Below are 21,512 nucleotides of genomic sequence, written 5' to 3'. Positions count from 1 at the left end.
AGCAAATTTATCTTTAACCTCATTAAGACGCATTTTGATACCACTCAACCACTGCGCTTTGAATTAAATAGGTATTCCTGAACAGAATTTAAAAAATTTGCACAGCGTCATTAAATCATGAAATAGACAATCGCAATATAATGAGCCAGTGAAGCTAGAATAATAAAGAAATGCCAAATCATATGGAAGTATGGTTTTTTCTTAGCATAGAAGAGGGCACCAATCGTATAAAGCAGCCCCCCTAATACCATTAAAGCTAGAAACATAGCGCTCGTATGTTTAATCACATCCGGTAAAATAAAAACGACCAACCATCCCATTATTAAGTAAAGGAATAAGGAAAACTTTTCATTGACTTTTTTAGCGAATATTTTGTATAAAATACCAAAAATGGTGATGCCCCATTGTAAAACGATAATTGCGATGCCTAACCAGCCACCAATTAACGAAAGTGCAACCGGGGTATAACTCCCCGCAATCGCAATAAAAATCATACTATGATCGATGATGCGCATGACATATTTATGAGGTGAACCGTAACTCATTGAATGATAAATGGTAGAAGCTAAGAACATTAAAAATAAACTGATTGTAAAAATAGACATACCCACAATGGCCGTGACGTCATAATGGACATAAGCATAAATGGCGGTTATCGGTAAGAGGATTAACATGGCTAAAGCCGCTACACCATGCGAAACACTATTACCAATTTCTTCACCAAATGATAGTTGAATACTGGGTTTAAATCGTGTCATGTTCATTATTTTTTTCTCCTTTATAGTCTGCAATAAGAGCTTGTGTTTGATAATATAAGATAACTGTTTGACAAGCTGATTGAATAATTGCTGGGACTTCGATTTCATTGTTTTGATCTTTAGCTAAACATTTGACAAAACCATTATACAATGTTTCCGAATCATAATCTTCACTTAACATCTTCAGTGTTTGACTGATATGTTGAATCGGAAATACATTTTTAAGGAAAGTTATCGCAATCAGTCTAGCGACTTGGCTTTTACGGTATTTTTTCTTAATTGGCTTTTCAATATGATGATGTTTGACATAATTATTAATCATTGAAGCTGTTAAACCTTTTTCTTCCGACAATGTGGGTTCCACTATCAAGTCATTGATTAAAATTAAAACTTGGTCTAAATATAAATCTAAATCAGGCAATTGATGCCAATACGGTAACTTTATCATATAAAATAGCCACCTCCTTACATCTAGTCTTTATAACTAGATTGTAAAGTTGTCATAATCCAATGTCAAGTAAAGAGTATGAAAAAAACAGGTAAAGAAAGAGAACATTTCATTACCTGATTTTGTTTATTTTTCATATTGAGTAATCAATTGATAAAAATCTTCAATGGAATTACTGATTTGATATTGGTTCATTTGTGCAATCATTGTCTCTTTTTGTTCAGTCAAAGCAACTAATTTTTCTTTCAACGTTTCTGGGTACAATTCTTCTTCATTTAAAACAAGGGCATATCCTTCATTTTGGAAGTTTTGAGCATTTAATAATTGATCTCCACGACTAGCTTGAGCGGTTAAGGGAATTAATAGCATCGGTATTTTTAAAGCTAAAAATTCAAAAATTGAGTTAGAACCTGCTCTTGAAATAACATAGTCGGTAATCGCTAATAAATCATTGAGTTCATCCGTTACAAATTCATATTGGACATAGCCGTCTTGAGTTAGAGAGTCATCTTTTAAACCTTTACCCGTTAAATGGATTAATTGGTATTCTGTCAATAAATAATCTAAATTTTGACGAATCGCATCATTGATTGCTTTAGAACCTAAAGAGCCCCCCATAACCATCATAATTGGTTTATCAGGTGTTAGACCTGTAGATTGATAACCACGTTCCGCATTACCTTCAAATAAACTATCGCGGATAATAGAGCCAATAACGGTAGCTTGTCCTTTGGGCAAATGTTCTGCTGCTTGTGGAAAGGTTGTAAAAATATGATCAGCAAACTTAATACTAATTTTGTTTGCTAAACCAGGTGTCACATCTGATTCATGTAACACGATAGGAATCTTTAACATTTTGGCTGCCATCGCAACCGGCACACTTACAAAGCCACCTTTAGAAAAAATCATCGTCGGTTGTTGCTTTTTCAAAATAAAATAAGCATCGCTAACGCCTTTCATGACTTTAAAAGGATCGACAAAGTTTTGCCAATCAAAATAACGACGTAATTTACCACTACTAATGGGATAGTAGGGCACATTGTCTAATTTATTAATCATCTCACGTTCAATCCCGTTTTTTGATCCTATATAAAATGTTTCATAACCTTTTTCTTGAAAATAAGGGATTAAGGCTACGTTAACTGACACATGGCCAATAGAGCCACCACCAGTAAAACAAATTCGTTTAACCATAAGAGCCTCCTAAAAATTATTCTCATTAATTATAGCGTTCAAACCTAGATGTGTCTAGTTAAGCGTTATGCTAGGAGGAAGAAGAATAGCGAAAAAGTTAATAGGATAGATAACACATCACGCGCTATAAAAATAGAATTTTTGCACTATTTTTGATGCTTGATGATGGATGAACTCATACCCTAATGTTTTTTATGGCTAGATACCGTGGCACTAACTTTAGAAGATGCTTTTCATCAGAATTTTGATAGATTTGAGAATAAGTGTCTCCATGAGCATAGATCTTTATTTTGATTGAGCTATTCACTTGATGGATGATTTCAATGTTGTTTATTTCATCAAATTTTACTAGTTTCTATCTCAAAAGGAGAGTCTACACCATTTAATAGGTCATATAACTTTCGAAGCTATGAATTTCTAGTGGATTAAAAAAATATTTACAAAAGCTCTTTACAACTGTATCTTTTATTGTATAATAGTAAGAGTGGTCTGCGGACCCCAAATCACGATATTCCGCTGGATAGACAATTCTGCTATCTATGAGTGTTTGTTAGAAGAGGAGAAAAAAACATGAGTAAATTAATTGAAAAAATTACTGCAGCTCAATTACGTAACGATATCCCTGAATTTCGTGCAGGTGATACAGTTCGTGTACACGCATTAATCGTCGAAGGCGAACGTGAACGTGTGCAAATTTTCGAAGGTTTAGTTATTAAACGTCGTGGTACTGGAATTAGCGAATCTTTTACAGTTCGTAAAATTTCAAATGGTGTAGGTGTAGAACGTACATTCCCATTACATACGCCACGTGTAGCGAAAATTGAAGTTGTTCGTAAAGGTCGCGTACGTCGTGCGAAATTATACTACATTCGTGCATTGTCTGGTAAAGCAGCAAGAATTAAAGAACGAACTAGATAATCCAAGATTTGAATACTCGGTTGATTGTATTGACAGTCAATCGGGTATTTTTTCATTTACAATAAGATAATCACCTAAATGCCATTCGTCACGGGGTTACTCTATTAGAATTGAATTACGCTCTGAGCCCGATGGTATCACCTAAATTTAAACAAAAATATTCACCGTTCTTAATTTCTAATCAAATTTTATAAACGATAAGCTTACTTTATCTAATGCTATTTTGTCCACTCTAAACATGATTTTGATAACGTTATGATTCCTTGAAAGAACGCTCCCATTTTTCATTAAAATGTGTTAAAATATATTAGTAATCTTAGAGGGAGGTATTATGAAAAAAGATAAGCAAACCCTTCGATTAGATAGTATCAATAAACTTCAAGCGTTGGATAGTGGGCAACGACGCCAATGGGAAAGTGATTTGAAGCAACAATTTTTTGGGTATTTACAAACAATCAAAGTTCAAAAATTAGCTTTGTTTTATAGCTTTCATCCTGAAGTAAATGTTTTGCCCATATTAGAAGAATTAGAAGCACAAGGTTATGAAGTGTATTTACCTTGTTTAGATCCCAATTATCAATTAGAGTTTGCTCCTTATAAAATGGGGGACATACTTAAAACAGTTTATCGCAAAGTGGTGCAACCGAAGACTCACCAACGACTAGAACCTGAGCAATTAGATTTAATCATTGTTCCAGGCTTAGCTTTTTCGAGTGAGGGGTATCGGGTCGGCTTTGGTGGTGGTTATTATGATCGTCTACTAGCAAAATTACCTACCACCAATACGGTTTCGCTCGTTTTTCCGATTCAAATGATCGACAATGATTTATTGCCTGTCGAATCATTTGATCAACCTGTTAAAAAGCTCATCATTGCGAGATAGAGAGGAGCAATAATGGAAAAAATTAAAAATACTGAATGGTGGCGTCAGGCGCCATTTGTAACTTATATTTTATTAACACTTAATATTGCTGTTTTTATATGGATGTTATTCGTTTTTGGTACTACACAATCGAGCGAAGCATTAGTAAATGCAGGTGCAAATTTTAGACCTTTCATTGTTCATTTTAATGAATGGTGGCGGTTATTGACTGCCGGTTTTATTCATATTGGATTCGAACATATCTTGATGAATATGGTTTCCCTTTATTTTGTTGGAATTGAACTTGAAAAAATATTAGGTCATGGACGTTATTTACTGATTTATTTAATGAGTGTTCTAGGTGGAAATGTTGTTTCATTTGGCTTAGCGAGTGCGGGTTCTCTTTCTGCAGGAGCTAGTACCGGTATTTTTGGTTTATTTGCGGCTTATATTGTATTAGGTCGTCTATATCCACAATCAAATTATTTAAGACAGCGTGGTCAAACGTTTCTGACATTATTTGTTATTAATGTCTTGTTGAATCTATTTTCAGGTACGATCGACAACTGGGGTCATATGGGTGGCGCTTTAATGGGAGCTTTGATGACCGCGGCGATTGGTATCAAACAATATTATCCATTGACGAAGAAACAACGATTATTATTATCCATTAGTATCGTTATATTATTGATTTTATTTATTTTTATTGGGATACAAAGAGAAATTTAAAGGAGTAGGAAAAATGGAGAAAAAAATTATTGGGATTGACTTAGGTGGTACTTCAGCAAAATTAGCAATTTTAACACCCGCTGGTGAAATTCAAAAAAAATGGAGTGTTCAAACCAATATCTTAAATGATGGCGAACACATTGTCCCGGATATTATTGATTCGATTAAAGAGCAATTATCATTATTAAATTTAACTGAAGAGAGTTTTTATGGTATTGGGATGGGAACGCCCGGGAAAGTAGATGCTGAAAACAAAACAGTTATTGGTGCTTACAATTTAAACTGGAGTGAATTACAAGAAGTTGGAAAGCAATTTGCCGAAGCTTTTAATTTACCTTTTTATATTGATAATGATGCGAATGTGGCTGCTTTAGGTGAACAATGGAAAGGTGCTGGTAATGGTGAACCTAATGTCGTGATGTTCACTTTAGGTACTGGTGTTGGTGGCGGAATTGTTTTAGATAATAAATTATTACATGGTGTCGGTGGTACAGCGGGCGAAGTGGGACATATTTTTGTTGATACAGAAAATGGTTTTGAATGTACTTGTGGTAATAAAGGCTGTCTAGAAACAGTTGCCTCAGCAACTGGAATTGTTAATCTTGCACGTCATTATTCAAATGAATTTGCAGGTGATTCAACGATTAAAGCACGTATTGATAGTGGCGATCAAGTAACCGCTCGTGATATTTTTGATGCAGCAAAAGATAGCGATACATTTAGTGAACATGTAGTTGATATGTTTTCTCATTATTTAGGCATCGCGACTTCCCATATTGCGAATATTTTAAATCCAAGTACGATTGTTTTAGGGGGCGGCGTTTCAGCGGCTGGTAATTATTTAAAAGAGCGCGTTGAAAAATATCACCGTCAATATTCATTCCCACAAGTACGTGATGTCACAAAAATCCGTTTAGCAACAATTGGCAATGATGCTGGTGTTATTGGGGCTGCTCGATTAGTACCAGTTGATGAGTTAGGAGAGTAATTAATTTAATGGAAATTTTGAAATTTATTTTAGCTTTAATTGTTTTAGGTTTAGTTATTTATGGTGGCTACTTACTTTATTTATGGTGGATTGCACGTAATTCCGCTCAAGTGATTGAAGCGACGGAATTAGAAACATTACGTGCTGGAGCACAAATTGTGGATGTGCGTGAAACACCGGAATTCGAGGCGCGGCACATTTTAGGGGCACGCAATATTCCAATGTCACAGTTTAAACAACGTCAAGCCGAAGTGCGACGTGACAAACCCGTTTATTTATATGACGAAGATGGTAATTTAGCACCACGTTGTGCCCGTACTTTAAAGAAAAACGGTCATGATAATGTCTTTATCTTGAAAAATGGCTTTTCTACTTGGGGCGGAAAAGTAAAATCAAGAAAATAATGTACAGCCTATATTAGTCAATAAAGATGGTGATAGTTTCATTTTTAATGGGCTATGACGATCTTTATTTTTATCACCTTGAAAGGAGTGTTGAAATGGTTGAAAATATATTAATGGATGAAATGGCCATCAATCGGACACTTAAACGAATTGCCCATGAAATCTTAGAACGTAATAAGACTTTAGAGGACGTTGTGTTAGTCGGGATTAAAACGCGTGGCGAATACTTAGCCAATCGCATTGCGACGAAGATTAAAGAAATTGAAGGGCATGAAGTGGCGGTTGATTATGTGGATATTACCTTTTATCGAGATGACCTAACGCATGCGACGGTTTCCGATGAACCAGAAGTAACTGAAGCGAGCTTTACTCATGATTTAACGGGTAAAAAAGTCGTCATCGTCGATGATGTATTATATACAGGACGCACGGTTAGAGCTGCGATGGATGCGATTTTAGACCAACATCGTCCTTCGCATATTCAATTAGCTATTTTAGTGGATCGTGGACACCGCGAATTACCGATTAGAGCAGATTTTGTGGGTAAAAATGTACCAACTGCCAAAACAGAGCGAATTGCGGTACGCTTAAGTGAAGTCGACAATGGTGAAGACCAAGTGGTCATTGTAAAATAAAAAAGAAACTGAAGTTATGATGTGGTTATAAGGTCTACTCGACACTCAACTAATCACGTAACTTCAGTTTTTTTATTATATTGATAGATAAAAGCTTTTATTAGTCACGAAATGGACTGCTAAATACTTGAAAGGCTCAACTCAAATAGCCAATTATTTATTAATCGTCAATTTGATAGGTGCGTAATTTCTGTTCATCAGGTGTAACATAAATAGTTCGTTGACCTTCATAAATCACATAGCCAGGTTTAGCTCCATTTGGTTTGCGTAAATGTTTGACTTGCAATAAGTCGACTGGAACCGAAGCTGAGTCACTGAACTTAGAATAATAAGCAGCTAATTCTCCTGCTAGCGTAATGGTTTCATCACTTGGTCGGTCACTTTCTATGATCACATGAGAACCTGGGATATTTTTGGCATGAAGCCACCAATGATTTTTACTGGCTTTTTTAAGACTGAGTTCGTCATTTTGATGATTATTGCGTCCAACATAAATCATGACCCCATCATCACTGCGATAGCGTCTTGGTTTTGACGTTGATTTTGAACGTTTTTTAATATTTTGCTTACGTTGTGCGACATAACCTTCGCTCGTTAATTCTTCTTTAATATCTTCAATGTCTTCCAAATCAGCTTGTTGAATTTGGACAAGGACTGTTTCTAAATACTCATTTTCTGCTTCAGCCAGTTGGGTTTGGTGGTCAATATATTTTAATGAATCACGGTATTTAGTATACTTTTTAAAATATTTTTGGCTGTTATCAATGGCTGATAAACGTGGGTCGAGTTCCACCAATAAAGGTTCATTATTGTCATAATAATTATCCAATGTTACTTCTGATTGACCTTTTTCAATTTGGTAAGCGTAAGCTTTTAAGAGTTCACCTTTTATACGATAGGTATCCGACGCTTGGGCTACTTTGCGATCTTCTGCTAATTTGGCGATTTTAATTTGATTGCGTTCAATCACATGTTCTATTCTTTGGATTAAATCTCCTGATAATTGACGGATACGATCTAAATGAATTTTCTGTTGGAAAAAGGCTGTTAATAAAGTTGAAAGTGAAGGGTAGTGAATTTGTTCAGCTTCAAGATGCTTAACAGGGTAATAATAAAATGATAATTTGGCATTTTTTTGTTTGAAAATTGTGGGTTGTGCAGTAGTGGTGGCGGCCATCAATTGATTGATAGCTTCACTGGCTGTCATTTTTTCTTGGTTCATTAAATATTCGATTTCATTGGCACCAATTTTTCCTAATCCTTCAATAACTCGAGATGCCAGACCATCTGCTAATAGCTGATAATGTTCATTCGCCCAACTTTCTAAGTCTGGTAAAGCAAAGACATTCGTTTGTTGTGGATTTTTGGGTGGTTGAACATATTCAGCCCCTGGTTGTAATCCGCGATAGCTATTGAGACTAGGAGAGACATGTTTAATACAGTCAATAATCGTATTTTTAGCCGGATTCACTAATAGGATATTACTGTGGCGACCCATCAATTCAAAATAAAGATGGTAATTTTGTTGGTCACCTAATTCGTCTAAGCCACTCACAATAAATTGCACGATACGGTCATTATCAATTTGCCGGATGTCTAATACAATGGCATTTTCTAAATGTTTACGCATCAACATACAAAACATTGGTGCATGAGTGGGATTACTTGGACGCTCATCTGTTAAACCTAAATGGTAATAAGTGGGATGAATCGAGCTGTTTAAACGACAATTGGTACGATGATTACGAATCACCAATTGTAATTCTTGCTCGAAAGGTTGATATATTTTGGAAATACGGCCACCAATTAGATGATCCGCTAATTCCTTGACTAAGGCACGTGTAAAAAAGCCATCAAACGTCATACTTGGTTCCTCCTAAAAAGAGATATAAATACATTTTACATGATTATCCACTAAAGTGAAAGTTATCGTGATTAATAAACGGTTTCGATAGCGAATTTACTTGAACTGTCGTATAATAGTGAAGGTTATTATTTTAGATTGGAGAGGTTGCATGATACATTTATTATTAGTCATGATTTATTTATCATTTATCAGTCTTGGCTTACCGGATGCCTTATTAGGTTCAGCATGGCCCGTAATGCATCAAACTTTAGCGGTTGATGTTTCTTATGCCGGCGTTATTTCGTTAATTATTTCTTTTGGAACAATCATTTCCAGTTTGCAAAGTGATCGCCTGACGAAGACATTTGGTCCTGGTAAAGTAACGGCATTTAGTGTGCTATTAACGGCAGTTGCTTTATTTGGTTTCTCAATTAGTAATCAATTTTGGATGTTATGTTTATGGGCGATTCCTTATGGTCTAGGTGCCGGCAGTGTCGATGCTTCATTAAATAATTATGTCGCTTTACATTATAAGAGTCACCATATGAGCTGGTTACATTGTATGTGGGGTGTAGGAGCAGCGATTGGGCCTTATATTATGTCCTATGCCTTGACGAATGGTTCGGGTTGGCAAAGTGGTTATTTATATATTGCAATCATTCAAATTGTTTTAACAACGAGTCTATTTATTAGCTTACCTTTATGGCAAACGCATGAAGCTAAAAGCAATGGGAAACGTGCTGAAGGCAAACCCTTAAGCATTCCAGAGATTTTATCATTAAAAGGTGCTAAAGAAATTATGATTGCTTTCTTTTGTTACTGTGCGATTGAATCGACTGCAGGACTTTGGGCAAGTAGTTATTTTGTATTAGTAAAAGGCATTGAACCTGAGACTGCTGCCGGTTATGCTGCTTTATTTTATATCGGTATCACGGTAGGACGTGCGTTGAGTGGCTTCTTAACCTTTAAATTTAATGACGAGCAAATGATTCGTATCGGGATAGGTGTCCTAGCAACGGGAATTATTTTATTATTATTGCCAATCAAAATCCCAGTGATTGCGCTAATGAGTTTAATTATTATTGGATTAGGGTGTGCACCTATTTATCCAAGTATTATTCATATGTCGCCACGTTATTTTGGCAAAGATAAATCACAAGCCATTATTGGGGTGCAAATGGCCAGTGCCTATGTAGGTGCAATGGCGATGCCACCAATTTTTGGTTGGATTACGAAAGTAACAGGCATGGGAATTTTACCAATTTATTTAGGATTATTAACCATTTTAATGTTATATATGTCAGAACGTTTTACCCAAAATGGTCCGGTTGAGGAGGAAGGATAATGTATAAAGTAGGGCGAATTGTCAATACCTTTGGTATTAAAGGTCAAATTAAAGTCATTGCGGATACGGATTTTCCTGATGAACGCTTTGCACCAGGTGAAAAATTAGCGATTGTTGACGGGGAGAAGGTACTAACTAAATTAACTGTCGCGGATGCCTATTTACATAAAGGGACTTATATTTTAAGTTTTGAAGGGATTCATAATATTAATGATATTGAACACTATAAAAATTATTGGTTAGCGATTGAAAAAGACCAGCAACAAGAACTGCCTGAAGATGAATTTTATCATCATCAAATTATCGGCTTAAAGATTATCACCACGGATGGCGATGAATTAGGAACTGTTAAGGAAATTCTATCGTTAGGTTCGAATGATGTCTGGGTGGTTAAACGTCATGAACCGAAAAAACGCGATGTGTTATTACCCTTTATTAATGATGTCGTGAAAGAGGTAGATTTAACCAACGGCATCGCGACGATTGAACTGATGGAAGGTTTGATTGATGATGCAAATTGATGTGTTAACTTTATTCCCAGAAATGTTTGCACCCCTTAATACCTCTTTAATGAAGGAAGCACAAAATAAAGAAAAAATGACTTTAAATTTACATGATTTTCGTCAAAAAGCGGTCAATAAACATGGCCATGTGGATGATTATCCATATGGTGGCGGAGCGGGCATGTTATTACGGGTTGAGCCTATTGTAGAAACACTCGAAGCAATTGAACGCAAAGATAAATCGAAAGTCATTTTAGTTGATCCAACCGGCGAGCCGTTTACCCAACAAATGGCTCAAGAATGGTCAACAGCAGAACAATTAATCTTTATTTGTGGACATTATGAAGGTTTCGATGAACGAATTCGTGATTATGTAACCGATGAGGTGTCACTCGGTGATTATGTTTTAACGAATGGTGAAATGCCGACAATGGTGATGATTGATGCGACCGTCCGGTTAATTCCCGAAGTTTTAGGAAATGCCCATTCAATTGTAGATGAGTCTCATCAACGTCATTTATTAGAACACCCCCAATATACGCGACCACGAGAATTTAGAGGGAAAGTGGTACCGGATGTCTTATTAAGTGGACATCATGAAAAGATTGAAAAATGGAAAGCCAAAGAAGCTATCCGCAAAACCTATGAAAGACGACCTGACTTACTTGAAAAAGCTGATTTAACAGAGCAAGAACAAGAATGGTTAGCAGAAATTCAACAAGAAAATGAAAATATTTCTTTCAAATAGCATAAGATGTGATAAAATATAGAAAAGACCTTTTTAGGAGGAATTAATAAATGTCTAAATATTTAGTGTTCGGACACAAAAATCCAGATACTGATACGATTGCTTCAGCCATTGCGATGAGCTTCTTTTTAGAGCGTCAAGGGTATGTCGCAGAACCTGTTGCTTTAGGAACCCCAAATGAAGAAACTGAATTTGCTTTAAGTTATTTCAATGTCGAAGCACCACGCGTAGTAACCACGGTTGCCAACGAAGTAGACCACGTTGCTTTAGTGGACCACAATGAACCCCAACAATCAGTCGATGATTTAGCGGATGTGACCGTGGATTATGTCATCGATCATCACCGTATTGCTGGTTTTGAAACAGCGCAACCTTTATATTACCGTGCAGAACCCATTGGTTGTACCGCCACTGTCTTATTAAAAATGTTCAAGGAACATGATTACGATATTCCAAAATCAATTGCTGGTTTAATGTTATCGGCTATTATTTCTGATACTTTATTATTTAAATCACCCACTTGCACAAATCAAGATGAATCTGCAGCGCGTGAATTAGCGAAAATCGCAGAAGTTGATTTAGAAAAATATGGTTTAGAATTATTAAAAGCAGGAACCAATTTATCAACTAAAACAATTGATGAATTATTAACATTAGATGCTAAATCATTCGATATGAATGGTAAGCAAGTGCGCATCGCACAAGTAAACGCGATTGGTTTCGAAGAAATGCAAGCACAAAAAGCTGAATTATTAACAGCAATGGATGCTTCAGGATATGATTTATTCGTGTTAATCGTAACCGATATTTTAGAAAGCAATTCATTCGGTTTAGTATCTGGTGAAGACTTCACACAAGTAGAAGCGGCTTTTGGTACTACAGTGACTGACAATGAACTATTATTACCAGGTGTCGTTTCACGTAAGAAACAAGTCGTACCGCAATTAACGGCTGCTTACGAAAAATAATAAAATAAGACTGACAGAAAGACGATCTGATTGCCTCCTGAAAATAGCAATGAATAACTAACTATTTGAAGCGAAGCCGAGCATGTATTTCTGTTCGGTCTTTTTTGTTTGTCCTAATTCATCCAGTTGCTGGCGTTAGGAAATATAGAAGGAGATTTTATTAAACTGTTGGGGCTAAATTTTCTTGGTTGTAGTTAATCAATAAGCAAGAGAATTTATTTAATTGTACGGGGCTAAATTTGCATGGGCCAGTGGCTCCTATAAGCAAGAGAATTTATTTAATTGTATGGGGCAAAATTTGCATGGTGTCAGGTGGCCCCATAAGCAAGGGAGATTACACAATTGTATTGGCTAAACATCTTTTTGAGGGTGGGCCGACGAAGCGAAATCATTCAATGTTCTATTTCTGGTCCACTCCCAACTGTGCGGAGGAACAGACGAAGCGAAACTCATTCAATATTCTACTTCTGGTCCACTCCTAATCATGTGGAGACTATAATTAACGCAAAAACTAATTGATTTGAGAAATAGTTTTTGCGTTCTAATAATAAAAGTTAGCATCACTCATTTTACCCTAAGCCATGAAGCATTATCTGTAAGCGGATCATGCATTATTCATCAATATTCAACGAAGGCCTATTTTTAAACAGAAGTGAATTTGATACAATAGAACTATCGATATTATTTTACGAGGAGGGACGAGAGTATGGCTTTACAAATTGTAACAGGCGATTTGTCAGTTAATAAAAAAGCTCCCCTAATTCAAGAGCTATTTAAAATTAAAGCACAAGATCCGCAAGCAATTATTTATTATTTAGTGCCGGAACATATTAAGTTTGACATGGAAACCTTTGTACTAAAAGAAAGTCAAAAAATGAGCGGACGTCAAGAATCAGCTATGATGGACATTCAAGTGGTCAGCTTTACACGTTTGGCTTGGTTTATGTTAGACGAGAAACAACATCAACGCACTAATCTATCCGATATCGGTTTAACGATGGTGATTAAGCAAATATTAGATCAATATCAAGACCAATTGATTGTTTATAAAGGACAACAACATCACTTAGGTTTTGTTGAGAAATTATTGGCGCTATTCGAAGAATTATATCAAGGCAATGTTAATCCAGAAGCCTTAACCGATGATATGGTGAATGAACAAGTAATGGATGCGACAATTTTAAATATGGAAGCGCAACGTATTAAAGAATTACAATTATTATATAGCGCTTTTATTGACACGATTGAAACGCAATCCTTAGCGAATTATCAAACGTATTTGGATTTATCGCACTATTTAGCCCAATATGAAGCATTTAACCATCATTATTTAGTCATCGATCATCATTATTTCTTTAATGCGCAACAATACCAATTATTGGTAGACCTTGCTCAAAAATTTAAGCGGGTTTGGTTAACCTTGCCAATTACGCAAACACAAATTAAAAGTGCTGAATGGTTACCAATGGTTCAAGTGGTAAAAGACACTTATCGTCAACTTAAACATTATGGGCAATTATTTAATTTTGAAATATTACCTGATTGGGAGATTCAAGATCATTACTTTAATTATCAACCGGCAATTTTAGAAGTGGCCGCACGTTTCCAACAACAACAATCGCAATTATTAGCGCCACAAGCATTAAATAGCGCTACTCCGCATCATCATTTTTGGCAATTTGAAACCGTTCAAAGTGAATTACGTCATATTAGTAATCAGATCCATCACTTAGTGACAATTGAAGGGTATCGTTATCGTGATATTTTAGTGTTAACCCGTGATATGGATTTATATCAGCAAATGCTAGGCCCAATCTTTGAGATGAATCAGATTCCTTACTTTTTTGACCATGAAGCCAATATGTCGCAACATCCCTTAGTCTTGTGGTTAGAAGCAGTGCTGAATTTGTCCTTAAATCATTGGCGTTATCAAGATTTAATGCTCGTCATCAAGTCGGATTTATTAATGCCTGAATGGCTTGAAGGGAATATTGAAGAGGCACGGCATCAAAAAGCCCTCTTAGAAAATATTTTAATTGCTAATGGTTATTTTGGTTTCCGGTTTTATAGTGAAAAGTTTGACTGGCAATTTCCGCAATCAGAACAACACTATGTTAATTATCAAGGTGATGAAACGAATGAAACCATTTTTGAAGTGGTCAGTCGTTGGCGCCGGTGGTTAGTGTCCTTTATTTATCAACCCTTAAGTCGTTGGGATAAAGGGCTGACAGGTCAACAGGCTGGTGAATGGTTATATCAATTACTCGTTCATACCCAAGTCCAAACGCGCCTTATTACGTTGCGTGATCAAGCGATTGAACGGGGGCAAATTGAACTATCGCGTCGTTTTGAACAAGTATGGCAAGTTTTAATGGATGCTTTAGATGAATTTCATCAACTTTATGGCGAAAAGAACTTATCTTTAGCGTTGTTTGCTGAATTATTACTAACCGGTTTACAACAAGCGACCTATCATATCATTCCTCCAACCATGGATCAAGTGACGGTTACGAGTATTGAAAGTCCACAAGTTCAGCCGGCTAAAATTTGCTTTATTTTAGGAGCCGATGATCATAGTTTACCGAAGACCTATACCAGTGATTCTCTGTTAACAGAAGATAATCGTACGGCGATTCAAGAACGTTTACTACCACATCAAAACCTAGCCGATACCGCGAAGCAACGCAATCAGATGGAACAACTCATTGCTTATCAATTGTTATTGAATGCAACGGATCAATTATATTTTTCAGTGGCACTCAGTGTAGTTGATTCACAAAGACAATTTTCACCTTATATCCTAAATCTGATTAAAGCTTGTCAATTTAAAGTGGAGTCATTTGGTAGTGAGCAACATCCGTTTTTAAATGAACAAATCCACAGCAATCAATTAGGGCGCCTGCCGATGCAATTATCGCCTTTACTGGGTGTATTGCGTCATCAATATCAAAATAGCTTGCCGATGACGCATCAACAAAAACAATTATTTCATCAAGTATTGTATTCGCCAGAAGCCATTGATCATAATTGGCAACAGTTAGTTCATCAGATTTTTAAATTTAATGTTTTACCAACGGCACTCACACCTGAAACCGCTATTGCTTTATTTGGCCAAAATATTTCAGCCTCTGTATCGAAGATCGAAGCCTATTATCAAGATCCCTTCAGTCATTTTTTAACCTATGGTTTAAGATTAAAAGAGCGTGAACAATATGATATTGATGCGGCTAAAACCGGGGACTATTTCCATCATGCATTAGACTTGGTGATGGCTAAAATTATTGCTTCCGGTCGTACTTTGGTCAATTTAAGTGCTGAAGAATTAAGTGCTATTTTAAATGAAAGCATCGAGGCCATTAATCAAGAGTGGAAATTCAATATTTTCAGTGGTCATCCACGAATGCAAGCCATTAAGTTACAGCTTGATCAACAATTATGGCGCTTTTTACAATTTAGCTATCAACAACAAGCGAAAATTAAGATGCGCACCTTAAAAACCGAAGCTATCTTTGGGATGAATCCGCAACATGATTTAAAAGGGATGAGTTACCCATTGTCAAGTGGCGGTAAATTATATATTACCGGGAAAATTGACCGCATTGATGAATTAGTGGGGGCGAATAAATTACAAATCATTGACTATAAGTCAGGTAAAAAGCAATTTAAGCTAGAAGATGCTTATTATGGTCATGATTTACAAATTCTAACTTATTTAAATATTGCCTTACAAAACTATCCGCAGTTTGAAGCATTAGGGGCTTTTTATCAGCCATTGATTCATAATTTTAATGAGGTAACACCAGATGTCTTAGCCCAAGCGTCTCAAGGAGCCCTTTATGATACGCAATTAAAAAATAATCTGTTACATGGTTTTGTAGCAGCCGATGAAGCGGATTTAATGCAAATTGATCCCGATATTGAGGAACAATCGGATAGTTTGATTTATCCAGTATCTTTAAAGAAAGATGGTCAATATAAAGCTAGTTCAAAAGTAATCCGTGATGAAGATTTACAATTAGTTTTACGCATGACCGATGAACGCTTTATTCAAGCTGCTGAAGAAATGCAATCGGGTCGTATAGACCTAGCGCCGTATAAAGATAATCCTTATACAACAGCTTTACAACCGGGTTATCGGGTCATTTCAGGCTTTGACGCTACCGAACATTATCATTTATATCGTCGTAAAACGATCAAAGCAAAAGAAGTTATAAGCCAATTGAAAATTGACTTTGAAGGAAAGGAGGAAGGATAGATGTTAATTGAACCAAAACCAAAAGATGCACAATACAATGATGAACAGTGGCAAGCGATTCAACAAACAGGATCTAACTTACTGGTCGCAGCCTCAGCGGGTTCGGGTAAGACGACGGTCTTAATTGAGCGAATCTTAACCCATATCCGTAAAGAGTTTGCACAAATCGATGAATTACTGGTAGTAACCTTTACGGAAGCTGCTGCTAAGGAAATGAAAGAACGGATGGAAAACAAACTCAAAGCGGTGATTTACCAACCGGAATACCAAGATAAACAAGCGCTCTTTTTAGAACAAATCGCTAAATTACCCGCAGCCCATATTCGGACCTTGCATAGTTTTTGTTTACAGGTGATTCAACAATTTTTCTATTTGATTGATTTTAATCCGAGTTTTACTTTATTAGTGGACGAGACTCAAAAGGCCTTGATTTTTCAAGATGTTTGGGAAGTATTGGTGGCTGATATTATCGAAGGCAAGGTGACCGGACTGGATGCGAATGACTTACAAGAATTATTAAGTCGTTATGCCAATCCTAGAAATGACCAAGACTTATTTGACTTAGTGCTTAACTTACATCTATTTTCTTCGTCCCATCCTGAACCAGAAATCTATTTACAAAACCTATCGCAATATAGTCGTGATTTTAATCAGTTTAGCCAAACAACCTTATACAAACAACAATTAGCACCTAATATACAAAGTAATCTTCAATCGGCTTATCAATTATTATTAAAAGCTGAAAACTTATTAACAGGTGCTAGCGATGAAATTGTTCAAAAATATGGAGATTTCTTAGCGACTGAACGGGAAATGATGGGTCAATTATTAGATAATTTATACCAAGATCAATTAGCGAACTTTGCTAATATGTTGGCGGGGGTGGAATTTAAGCGTTGGCCAAGTAAACCGCGTAAGACGGAAGAAGGCGAATTAATCGATGCCATGAAAGTGGCCCGTGACCAAGCGAAAACATTGATTAGCAAAAATGTGCAACCGGTCTTTCCTTTAGCCTATCCAGAATTGGAAAAAGTTGAAGCTCAGTTGGCACCGATTATTGATAAATTAAGTCAACTGACTTTACATTTTAAACAAGCGGTCGCTCAACATAAAGCGAAACTCAATATTATTGATTACAATGATTTAGAACATTTAACTTTAAATATTTTAGCCCCTTATAATCAACAGACTGGACGCCGTGAGGCCAGCATTGCTGCTACGTATTATCAAAATCTGTTTAAAGAGGTTATGGTCGATGAATACCAAGATATTAATGAAATTCAAGCAACGATTTTATCTTGGTTATCACATGAACAACGACCATATTTAACAGGTAATCTGTTTATGGTAGGGGATGTTAAACAATCGATTTATGGCTTCCGTATGGCCGAACCGAGCCTATTTATGAAAAAATATCGCCAATACCAAGCACATGAAGACGGCGAATTAATTGTGTTAGATAAAAATTATCGCTCACGCGATGAAGTGCTGCAATTTACCAATTATGTATTTGAGCGCATTATGGACGAGCAATTTGGCGAAATGAACTATGGCGAACAAGAGTCCTTAAAAACAGGTAATCTGTCCTTTGAACCCGTTTCGCCTTCACCACGCTTTAATATTCAACTCTTATTGCATGAAAAAGCCGAAGACAGTGATGAAGCAGCGGCAACTAGCTTTAATGAAGAAGCAACGGATACTGATGAACTAACAGATGAACTTGCTTTTGATAGTTCGATTGAAGCCCAAGCGCATTTAATTGCCCAAGACATCCGTCAAAAAGTACTGTCCAAGTGGCAAGTCTATGATAAAAAAGCCAAAGGCATGCGTCCGGTGGAGTACCGTGACTTTGTCATTTTATCGTCTACTAAAAAGCCCTTTTTAGAAATTCAACGGGCTTTCCAACAGTATGAGATACCGATTAATGCGCAAAAAATTGATACTTATTTCCAAAGACAAGAGATTCAATTAATGATTGCACTCTTAAAAATCATTGATAATCCCCGACAAGACTTGCCTTTAGTGGCGATTTTACGATCATATTTTGTCGGACTGAGTGATGAAGCATTAAGTAAAATCCGGATTCATCATCCAAGTGGGACCTATTATGAAGCCGTCTTAGATTATTTAACCCAAGTAGATGATGCGCTTGCGGAGCGATTAAGACAATTTAATCATCAACTGATTCATTGGCAAACGATTGCCAGTGAGAAACGCTTAGTCGAATTGATATGGCAAATCTATCAAGAAACGTATTTCCTAGACTATGTTGCGGGCCTAACCAATGGTGGCCAACGTCAAGCAAATTTACATGCGTTTTACCAACAAGCCGCTAGCTTTGAAAAGAGTAATTTTAAAGGGGTATTTGGCTTTATTCGATATATTGAAGAATTAACCGAACATAATCAAGATATTGCTGAACCGGTCTTATTAGGCGATAATGAAGACTTTGTACGTATGATGACGGTTCATGGTAGTAAGGGATTAGAGTTTCCTATTGTTTATTTGATGAATATTGAAAAGCAATTTAATATGCAAGATATTAATCATAAACGCTATGTATTATCGAAAAACTCCGGAATGGGTACCGATTTATATGATTTTACTACGATGTTAAAATACCCATCGATGGTTAACAAAGCTATTAAAATCGAAAAAACTATGCAAGCGAAAGCCGAAGAAATGCGTAAATTGTATGTAGCCTTAACCCGTTGTGAGCAACAATTAATCCTAGTTGGGACCATTGATTCACAGGATAAATGGCAAGAAAAAAATGAAAAAACTCGTGAATTAACCGATAAACAAGATAAGTTAGTCGTCTTACAAGAACGTCAAGCAGCTAATTCATGGTTAGAGTGGATTCGTCAATCATTAGCTGTACCGGATACTTTAGCCGAAAAAGTTACTGATTTTGATGTTGCACAAGTTGATGTTACCTTTAAAAATCAAGCAGAAATCTTCCAAACCCAAGGTGAATTAATTCAACAACGACAATTCATCACCGAAGAAAGTTGGCTCGACTTTACACTGAAAGCGATAAAAGAAGTCTCGATGGATGAACCAAGGTCCCCCTTAATGCAAACGATGGCCGCATTAGCTAACCCTGTCTACCCGTATCAATTGGCGAGTCATACGTCCTCTTATCAATCGGTATCTGAGTTAAAACGTTTGTATGAAGAACCGGCACATGATCAATTAAGTCATTTTAATGACCGAACTAAGCCAGTCAACACTGAAACAGACCATCAACCTAAGCTAAGAAAAGGGCAGTTGTCCGCTACTAACAATCAAGCAGTAACGCCAGCAAGCGACGTCACTGAACAAGCAGGGATTCAAAGTATTCGCTATACGCAGGATACCTTTGAACCACCACAATTTATGAAACCGAAAACGATGACATATGCCGAAATCGGTAGCTTAACCCACTTTGTGATGCAACATTTGGCCTTTGATCAGTATCAAGGTGAAGCGATTGAATCCTGGGTGGCAAGTGAAATCAGCCGCTTAGTCAGTGAAGAGTATTTAACACAAGAAGAAACAGCCTTAATTAAAGTGGAGACTTTAGTATGGTTCTTAAAAGACCCGTATGGTCAACAATTATTTAAGTATCATCAAACCTTACAACGTGAACAAGCTTTTTCTTATTTATTGCCTGCTAAATGGTTGTTTAAAGCCCAGTTAACCGAGGAAACAATGCCCCAGTTGGCCGATGATCAATTATTAGTCCATGGGATTATTGATACCTTTTACGAAACAGACGATGGCTTGGTCATATTGGACTATAAAACAGACCGCTATCGTCAATATGGCAATGTCCCGCGTAGTGAGCAGATTGAATTGGTTGCCGATAAGTATAAATTCCAGTTGAGTTTGTATGCACAAGCCTTGAGTCAAGCCAAAGCTAAGCCAGTTAAAGATGTATGTGTGGTATTGTTAGATTTTAATGTAGTGTATCGTTATGACGAATTATATACCTTCTAGTTGCGATATTTCTGATATATCATAAAAAAGTCCATAGTCTTGAAGGAGATTATTTGCTAAACTAAAGCTAACAAACTTGAATAGTGAGGGAAATCTATGAAAATTGAACACGTAGCGATATATGTTAATCATTTAGATGATGCGAGAGATTTCTTTGTTAAATATTTTGAGGCAAAATCAAATGAATTGTATTTCAATCCGAATACGGAATTTAGCTCTTACTTTTTAACATTTGAGGATGGCGCTCGCTTAGAGTTAATGACAAGACCGGATATGGTGGATACTTATAAAGGCTTAAATCGAACCGGATTGGTTCATATGGCGATGAGTGTGGGCAGTAAGGAGAAAGTAGATGCCCTAACAAAAGAGTTAAAAAACGATGGTTATGAACTCATTGATGGCCCGCGTACAACCGGTGACGGTTATTATGAGAGTAAGTTCATTATCTTTGAAGGCAACCAATTAGAAATAACGGTTTAAATCAAAGGAATAATGATGACTTGACCATGAAAATCATCAACGACTAAGAAAGTAACTTTACATACCTTGATTCAGCATGAGAGAGGAATGGCAATAAAGAATTTGCTATTTGATGGGGGACCACAAGACTGGTTGTGATTCATGGTGATTCAAGGTATTTTGATGACTATTGGATAGGATTAGGAAGTCTACAGCCGGTGGTTTTTAGTCGTTGAATAAATAGTATGCCTATTCTTAGCAGATGGAAAGGGCAAAAGAGCCAATTAAACTGTCGGTAAATTTTGTAAGTGATGTCAGACATCACATTTTCAAAACTGTGTTATATTACTTGACTGATAGATGGAAAAAAGAAGACAAAAAAATAATAGCCTGGCAAACCCGATGTGAGTTTGTTAGGCTATTTCTATTGCTTTAATTATTTAGGATCTATAATTTTTAGTGTTGGTGGCG

At 36.4% G+C, this 21,512-nt stretch carries 17 protein-coding genes; 13 read left to right on the top strand and 4 right to left on the bottom strand.

Annotated elements, in window-relative coordinates:
• Nucleotides 1-110: 110 nt before the first annotated feature.
• The 3 genes from HMPREF2811_RS00085 to HMPREF2811_RS00075 form a co-directional block, all read right to left on the bottom strand.
• Nucleotides 111-764, bottom strand: coding sequence for a PAQR family membrane homeostasis protein TrhA (locus tag HMPREF2811_RS00085; RefSeq protein WP_071407573.1), 654 nt, complete (start codon nt 762-764; stop codon nt 111-113).
• Nucleotides 745-1,206, bottom strand: a complete 462-nt coding sequence (locus HMPREF2811_RS00080; RefSeq protein WP_071407572.1) for a DUF1836 domain-containing protein — start codon at nt 1,204-1,206, stop codon at nt 745-747. The genes HMPREF2811_RS00085 and HMPREF2811_RS00080 overlap by 20 nt, the downstream gene beginning before the upstream one ends.
• 126 nt (nt 1,207-1,332) lie before the next feature.
• Nucleotides 1,333-2,400 (bottom strand): undecaprenyldiphospho-muramoylpentapeptide beta-N-acetylglucosaminyltransferase, encoded by a 1,068-nt coding sequence (locus tag HMPREF2811_RS00075; protein ID WP_071407571.1) that lies wholly within the window; start codon nt 2,398-2,400, stop codon nt 1,333-1,335.
• 570 nt (nt 2,401-2,970) lie between these two features.
• On the opposite strand from HMPREF2811_RS00075, the gene rplS reads away from it, so the two are divergent.
• From rplS to pyrR, 6 genes are all read left to right on the top strand, one after another.
• The gene (gene rplS / locus HMPREF2811_RS00070) at nt 2,971-3,318 is read left to right on the top strand and encodes a 50S ribosomal protein L19 (protein ID WP_066123339.1); all 348 of its coding nucleotides are present in this window, start codon (nt 2,971-2,973) and stop codon (nt 3,316-3,318) included.
• Nucleotides 3,319-3,649: 331 nt separating this feature from the next.
• Entirely contained in the window at nt 3,650-4,201 is a 552-nt protein-coding gene (locus HMPREF2811_RS00065; protein WP_071407570.1) for a 5-formyltetrahydrofolate cyclo-ligase, read from the top strand.
• Between the two features lie 12 nt (nt 4,202-4,213).
• A complete protein-coding gene (locus HMPREF2811_RS00060) occupies nt 4,214-4,909 on the top strand; it encodes a rhomboid family intramembrane serine protease (protein WP_071407569.1) in 696 nt (231 codons plus the stop codon).
• A gap of 13 nt (nt 4,910-4,922) precedes the next feature.
• Nucleotides 4,923-5,897 (top strand): ROK family glucokinase, encoded by a 975-nt coding sequence (locus tag HMPREF2811_RS00055; RefSeq protein ID WP_071407568.1) that lies wholly within the window; start codon nt 4,923-4,925, stop codon nt 5,895-5,897.
• An 8-nt stretch (nt 5,898-5,905) separates the two neighbouring features.
• Nucleotides 5,906-6,301 carry a rhodanese-like domain-containing protein gene (locus tag HMPREF2811_RS00050; protein WP_071407567.1) on the top strand — a complete coding sequence of 132 codons (396 nt, stop codon included), beginning with the start codon at nt 5,906-5,908 and terminating at the stop codon, nt 6,299-6,301.
• Between the two features lie 95 nt (nt 6,302-6,396).
• Nucleotides 6,397-6,936, top strand: a complete 540-nt coding sequence (pyrR, locus tag HMPREF2811_RS00045; protein WP_071407566.1) for a bifunctional pyr operon transcriptional regulator/uracil phosphoribosyltransferase PyrR — start codon at nt 6,397-6,399, stop codon at nt 6,934-6,936.
• A 160-nt stretch (nt 6,937-7,096) separates the two neighbouring features.
• Here pyrR and HMPREF2811_RS00040 read toward each other — a convergent pair whose 3' ends face one another.
• On the bottom strand, nt 7,097-8,800 hold the full coding sequence (locus HMPREF2811_RS00040; RefSeq protein WP_071407565.1) for an Rqc2 family fibronectin-binding protein: 1,704 nt from the start codon (nt 8,798-8,800) through the stop codon (nt 7,097-7,099).
• Nucleotides 8,801-8,951: 151 nt separating this feature from the next.
• Between HMPREF2811_RS00040 and HMPREF2811_RS00035 the strand changes: the two genes are divergently transcribed.
• The 7 genes from HMPREF2811_RS00035 (at nt 8,952) to HMPREF2811_RS00005 (ending at nt 21,062) form a co-directional block, all read left to right on the top strand.
• The gene (locus HMPREF2811_RS00035) at nt 8,952-10,127 is read left to right on the top strand and encodes an MFS transporter (RefSeq protein ID WP_071407564.1); all 1,176 of its coding nucleotides are present in this window, start codon (nt 8,952-8,954) and stop codon (nt 10,125-10,127) included.
• Nucleotides 10,127-10,648 (top strand): ribosome maturation factor RimM, encoded by a 522-nt coding sequence (gene rimM, locus HMPREF2811_RS00030; protein WP_071407563.1) that lies wholly within the window; start codon nt 10,127-10,129, stop codon nt 10,646-10,648. The genes HMPREF2811_RS00035 and rimM overlap by 1 nt, the downstream gene beginning before the upstream one ends.
• Complete coding sequence (gene trmD, locus HMPREF2811_RS00025) at nt 10,638-11,378, top strand: tRNA (guanosine(37)-N1)-methyltransferase TrmD (RefSeq protein WP_071407574.1); 741 nt, start codon at nt 10,638-10,640, stop codon at nt 11,376-11,378. The genes rimM and trmD overlap by 11 nt, the downstream gene beginning before the upstream one ends.
• Before the next feature lie 50 nt (nt 11,379-11,428).
• Nucleotides 11,429-12,346 (top strand): manganese-dependent inorganic pyrophosphatase, encoded by a 918-nt coding sequence (locus HMPREF2811_RS00020; RefSeq protein WP_071407562.1) that lies wholly within the window; start codon nt 11,429-11,431, stop codon nt 12,344-12,346.
• Nucleotides 12,347-13,052: 706 nt separating this feature from the next.
• On the top strand, nt 13,053-16,601 hold the full coding sequence (locus HMPREF2811_RS00015; RefSeq protein ID WP_071407561.1) for a PD-(D/E)XK nuclease family protein: 3,549 nt from the start codon (nt 13,053-13,055) through the stop codon (nt 16,599-16,601).
• On the top strand, nt 16,602-20,582 hold the full coding sequence (gene addA / locus HMPREF2811_RS00010) for a helicase-exonuclease AddAB subunit AddA (protein ID WP_071407560.1): 3,981 nt from the start codon (nt 16,602-16,604) through the stop codon (nt 20,580-20,582).
• Nucleotides 20,583-20,678: 96 nt separating this feature from the next.
• On the top strand, nt 20,679-21,062 hold the full coding sequence (locus HMPREF2811_RS00005) for a VOC family protein (protein WP_071407559.1): 384 nt from the start codon (nt 20,679-20,681) through the stop codon (nt 21,060-21,062).
• Nucleotides 21,063-21,512 lie beyond the last annotated feature (450 nt).

Source organism: Globicatella sp. HMSC072A10 (assembly GCF_001811625.1).
GTDB lineage: Bacteria > Bacillota > Bacilli > Lactobacillales > Aerococcaceae > Globicatella > Globicatella sanguinis.
This window is presented reverse-complemented; position numbering and strand designations above follow the sequence as displayed.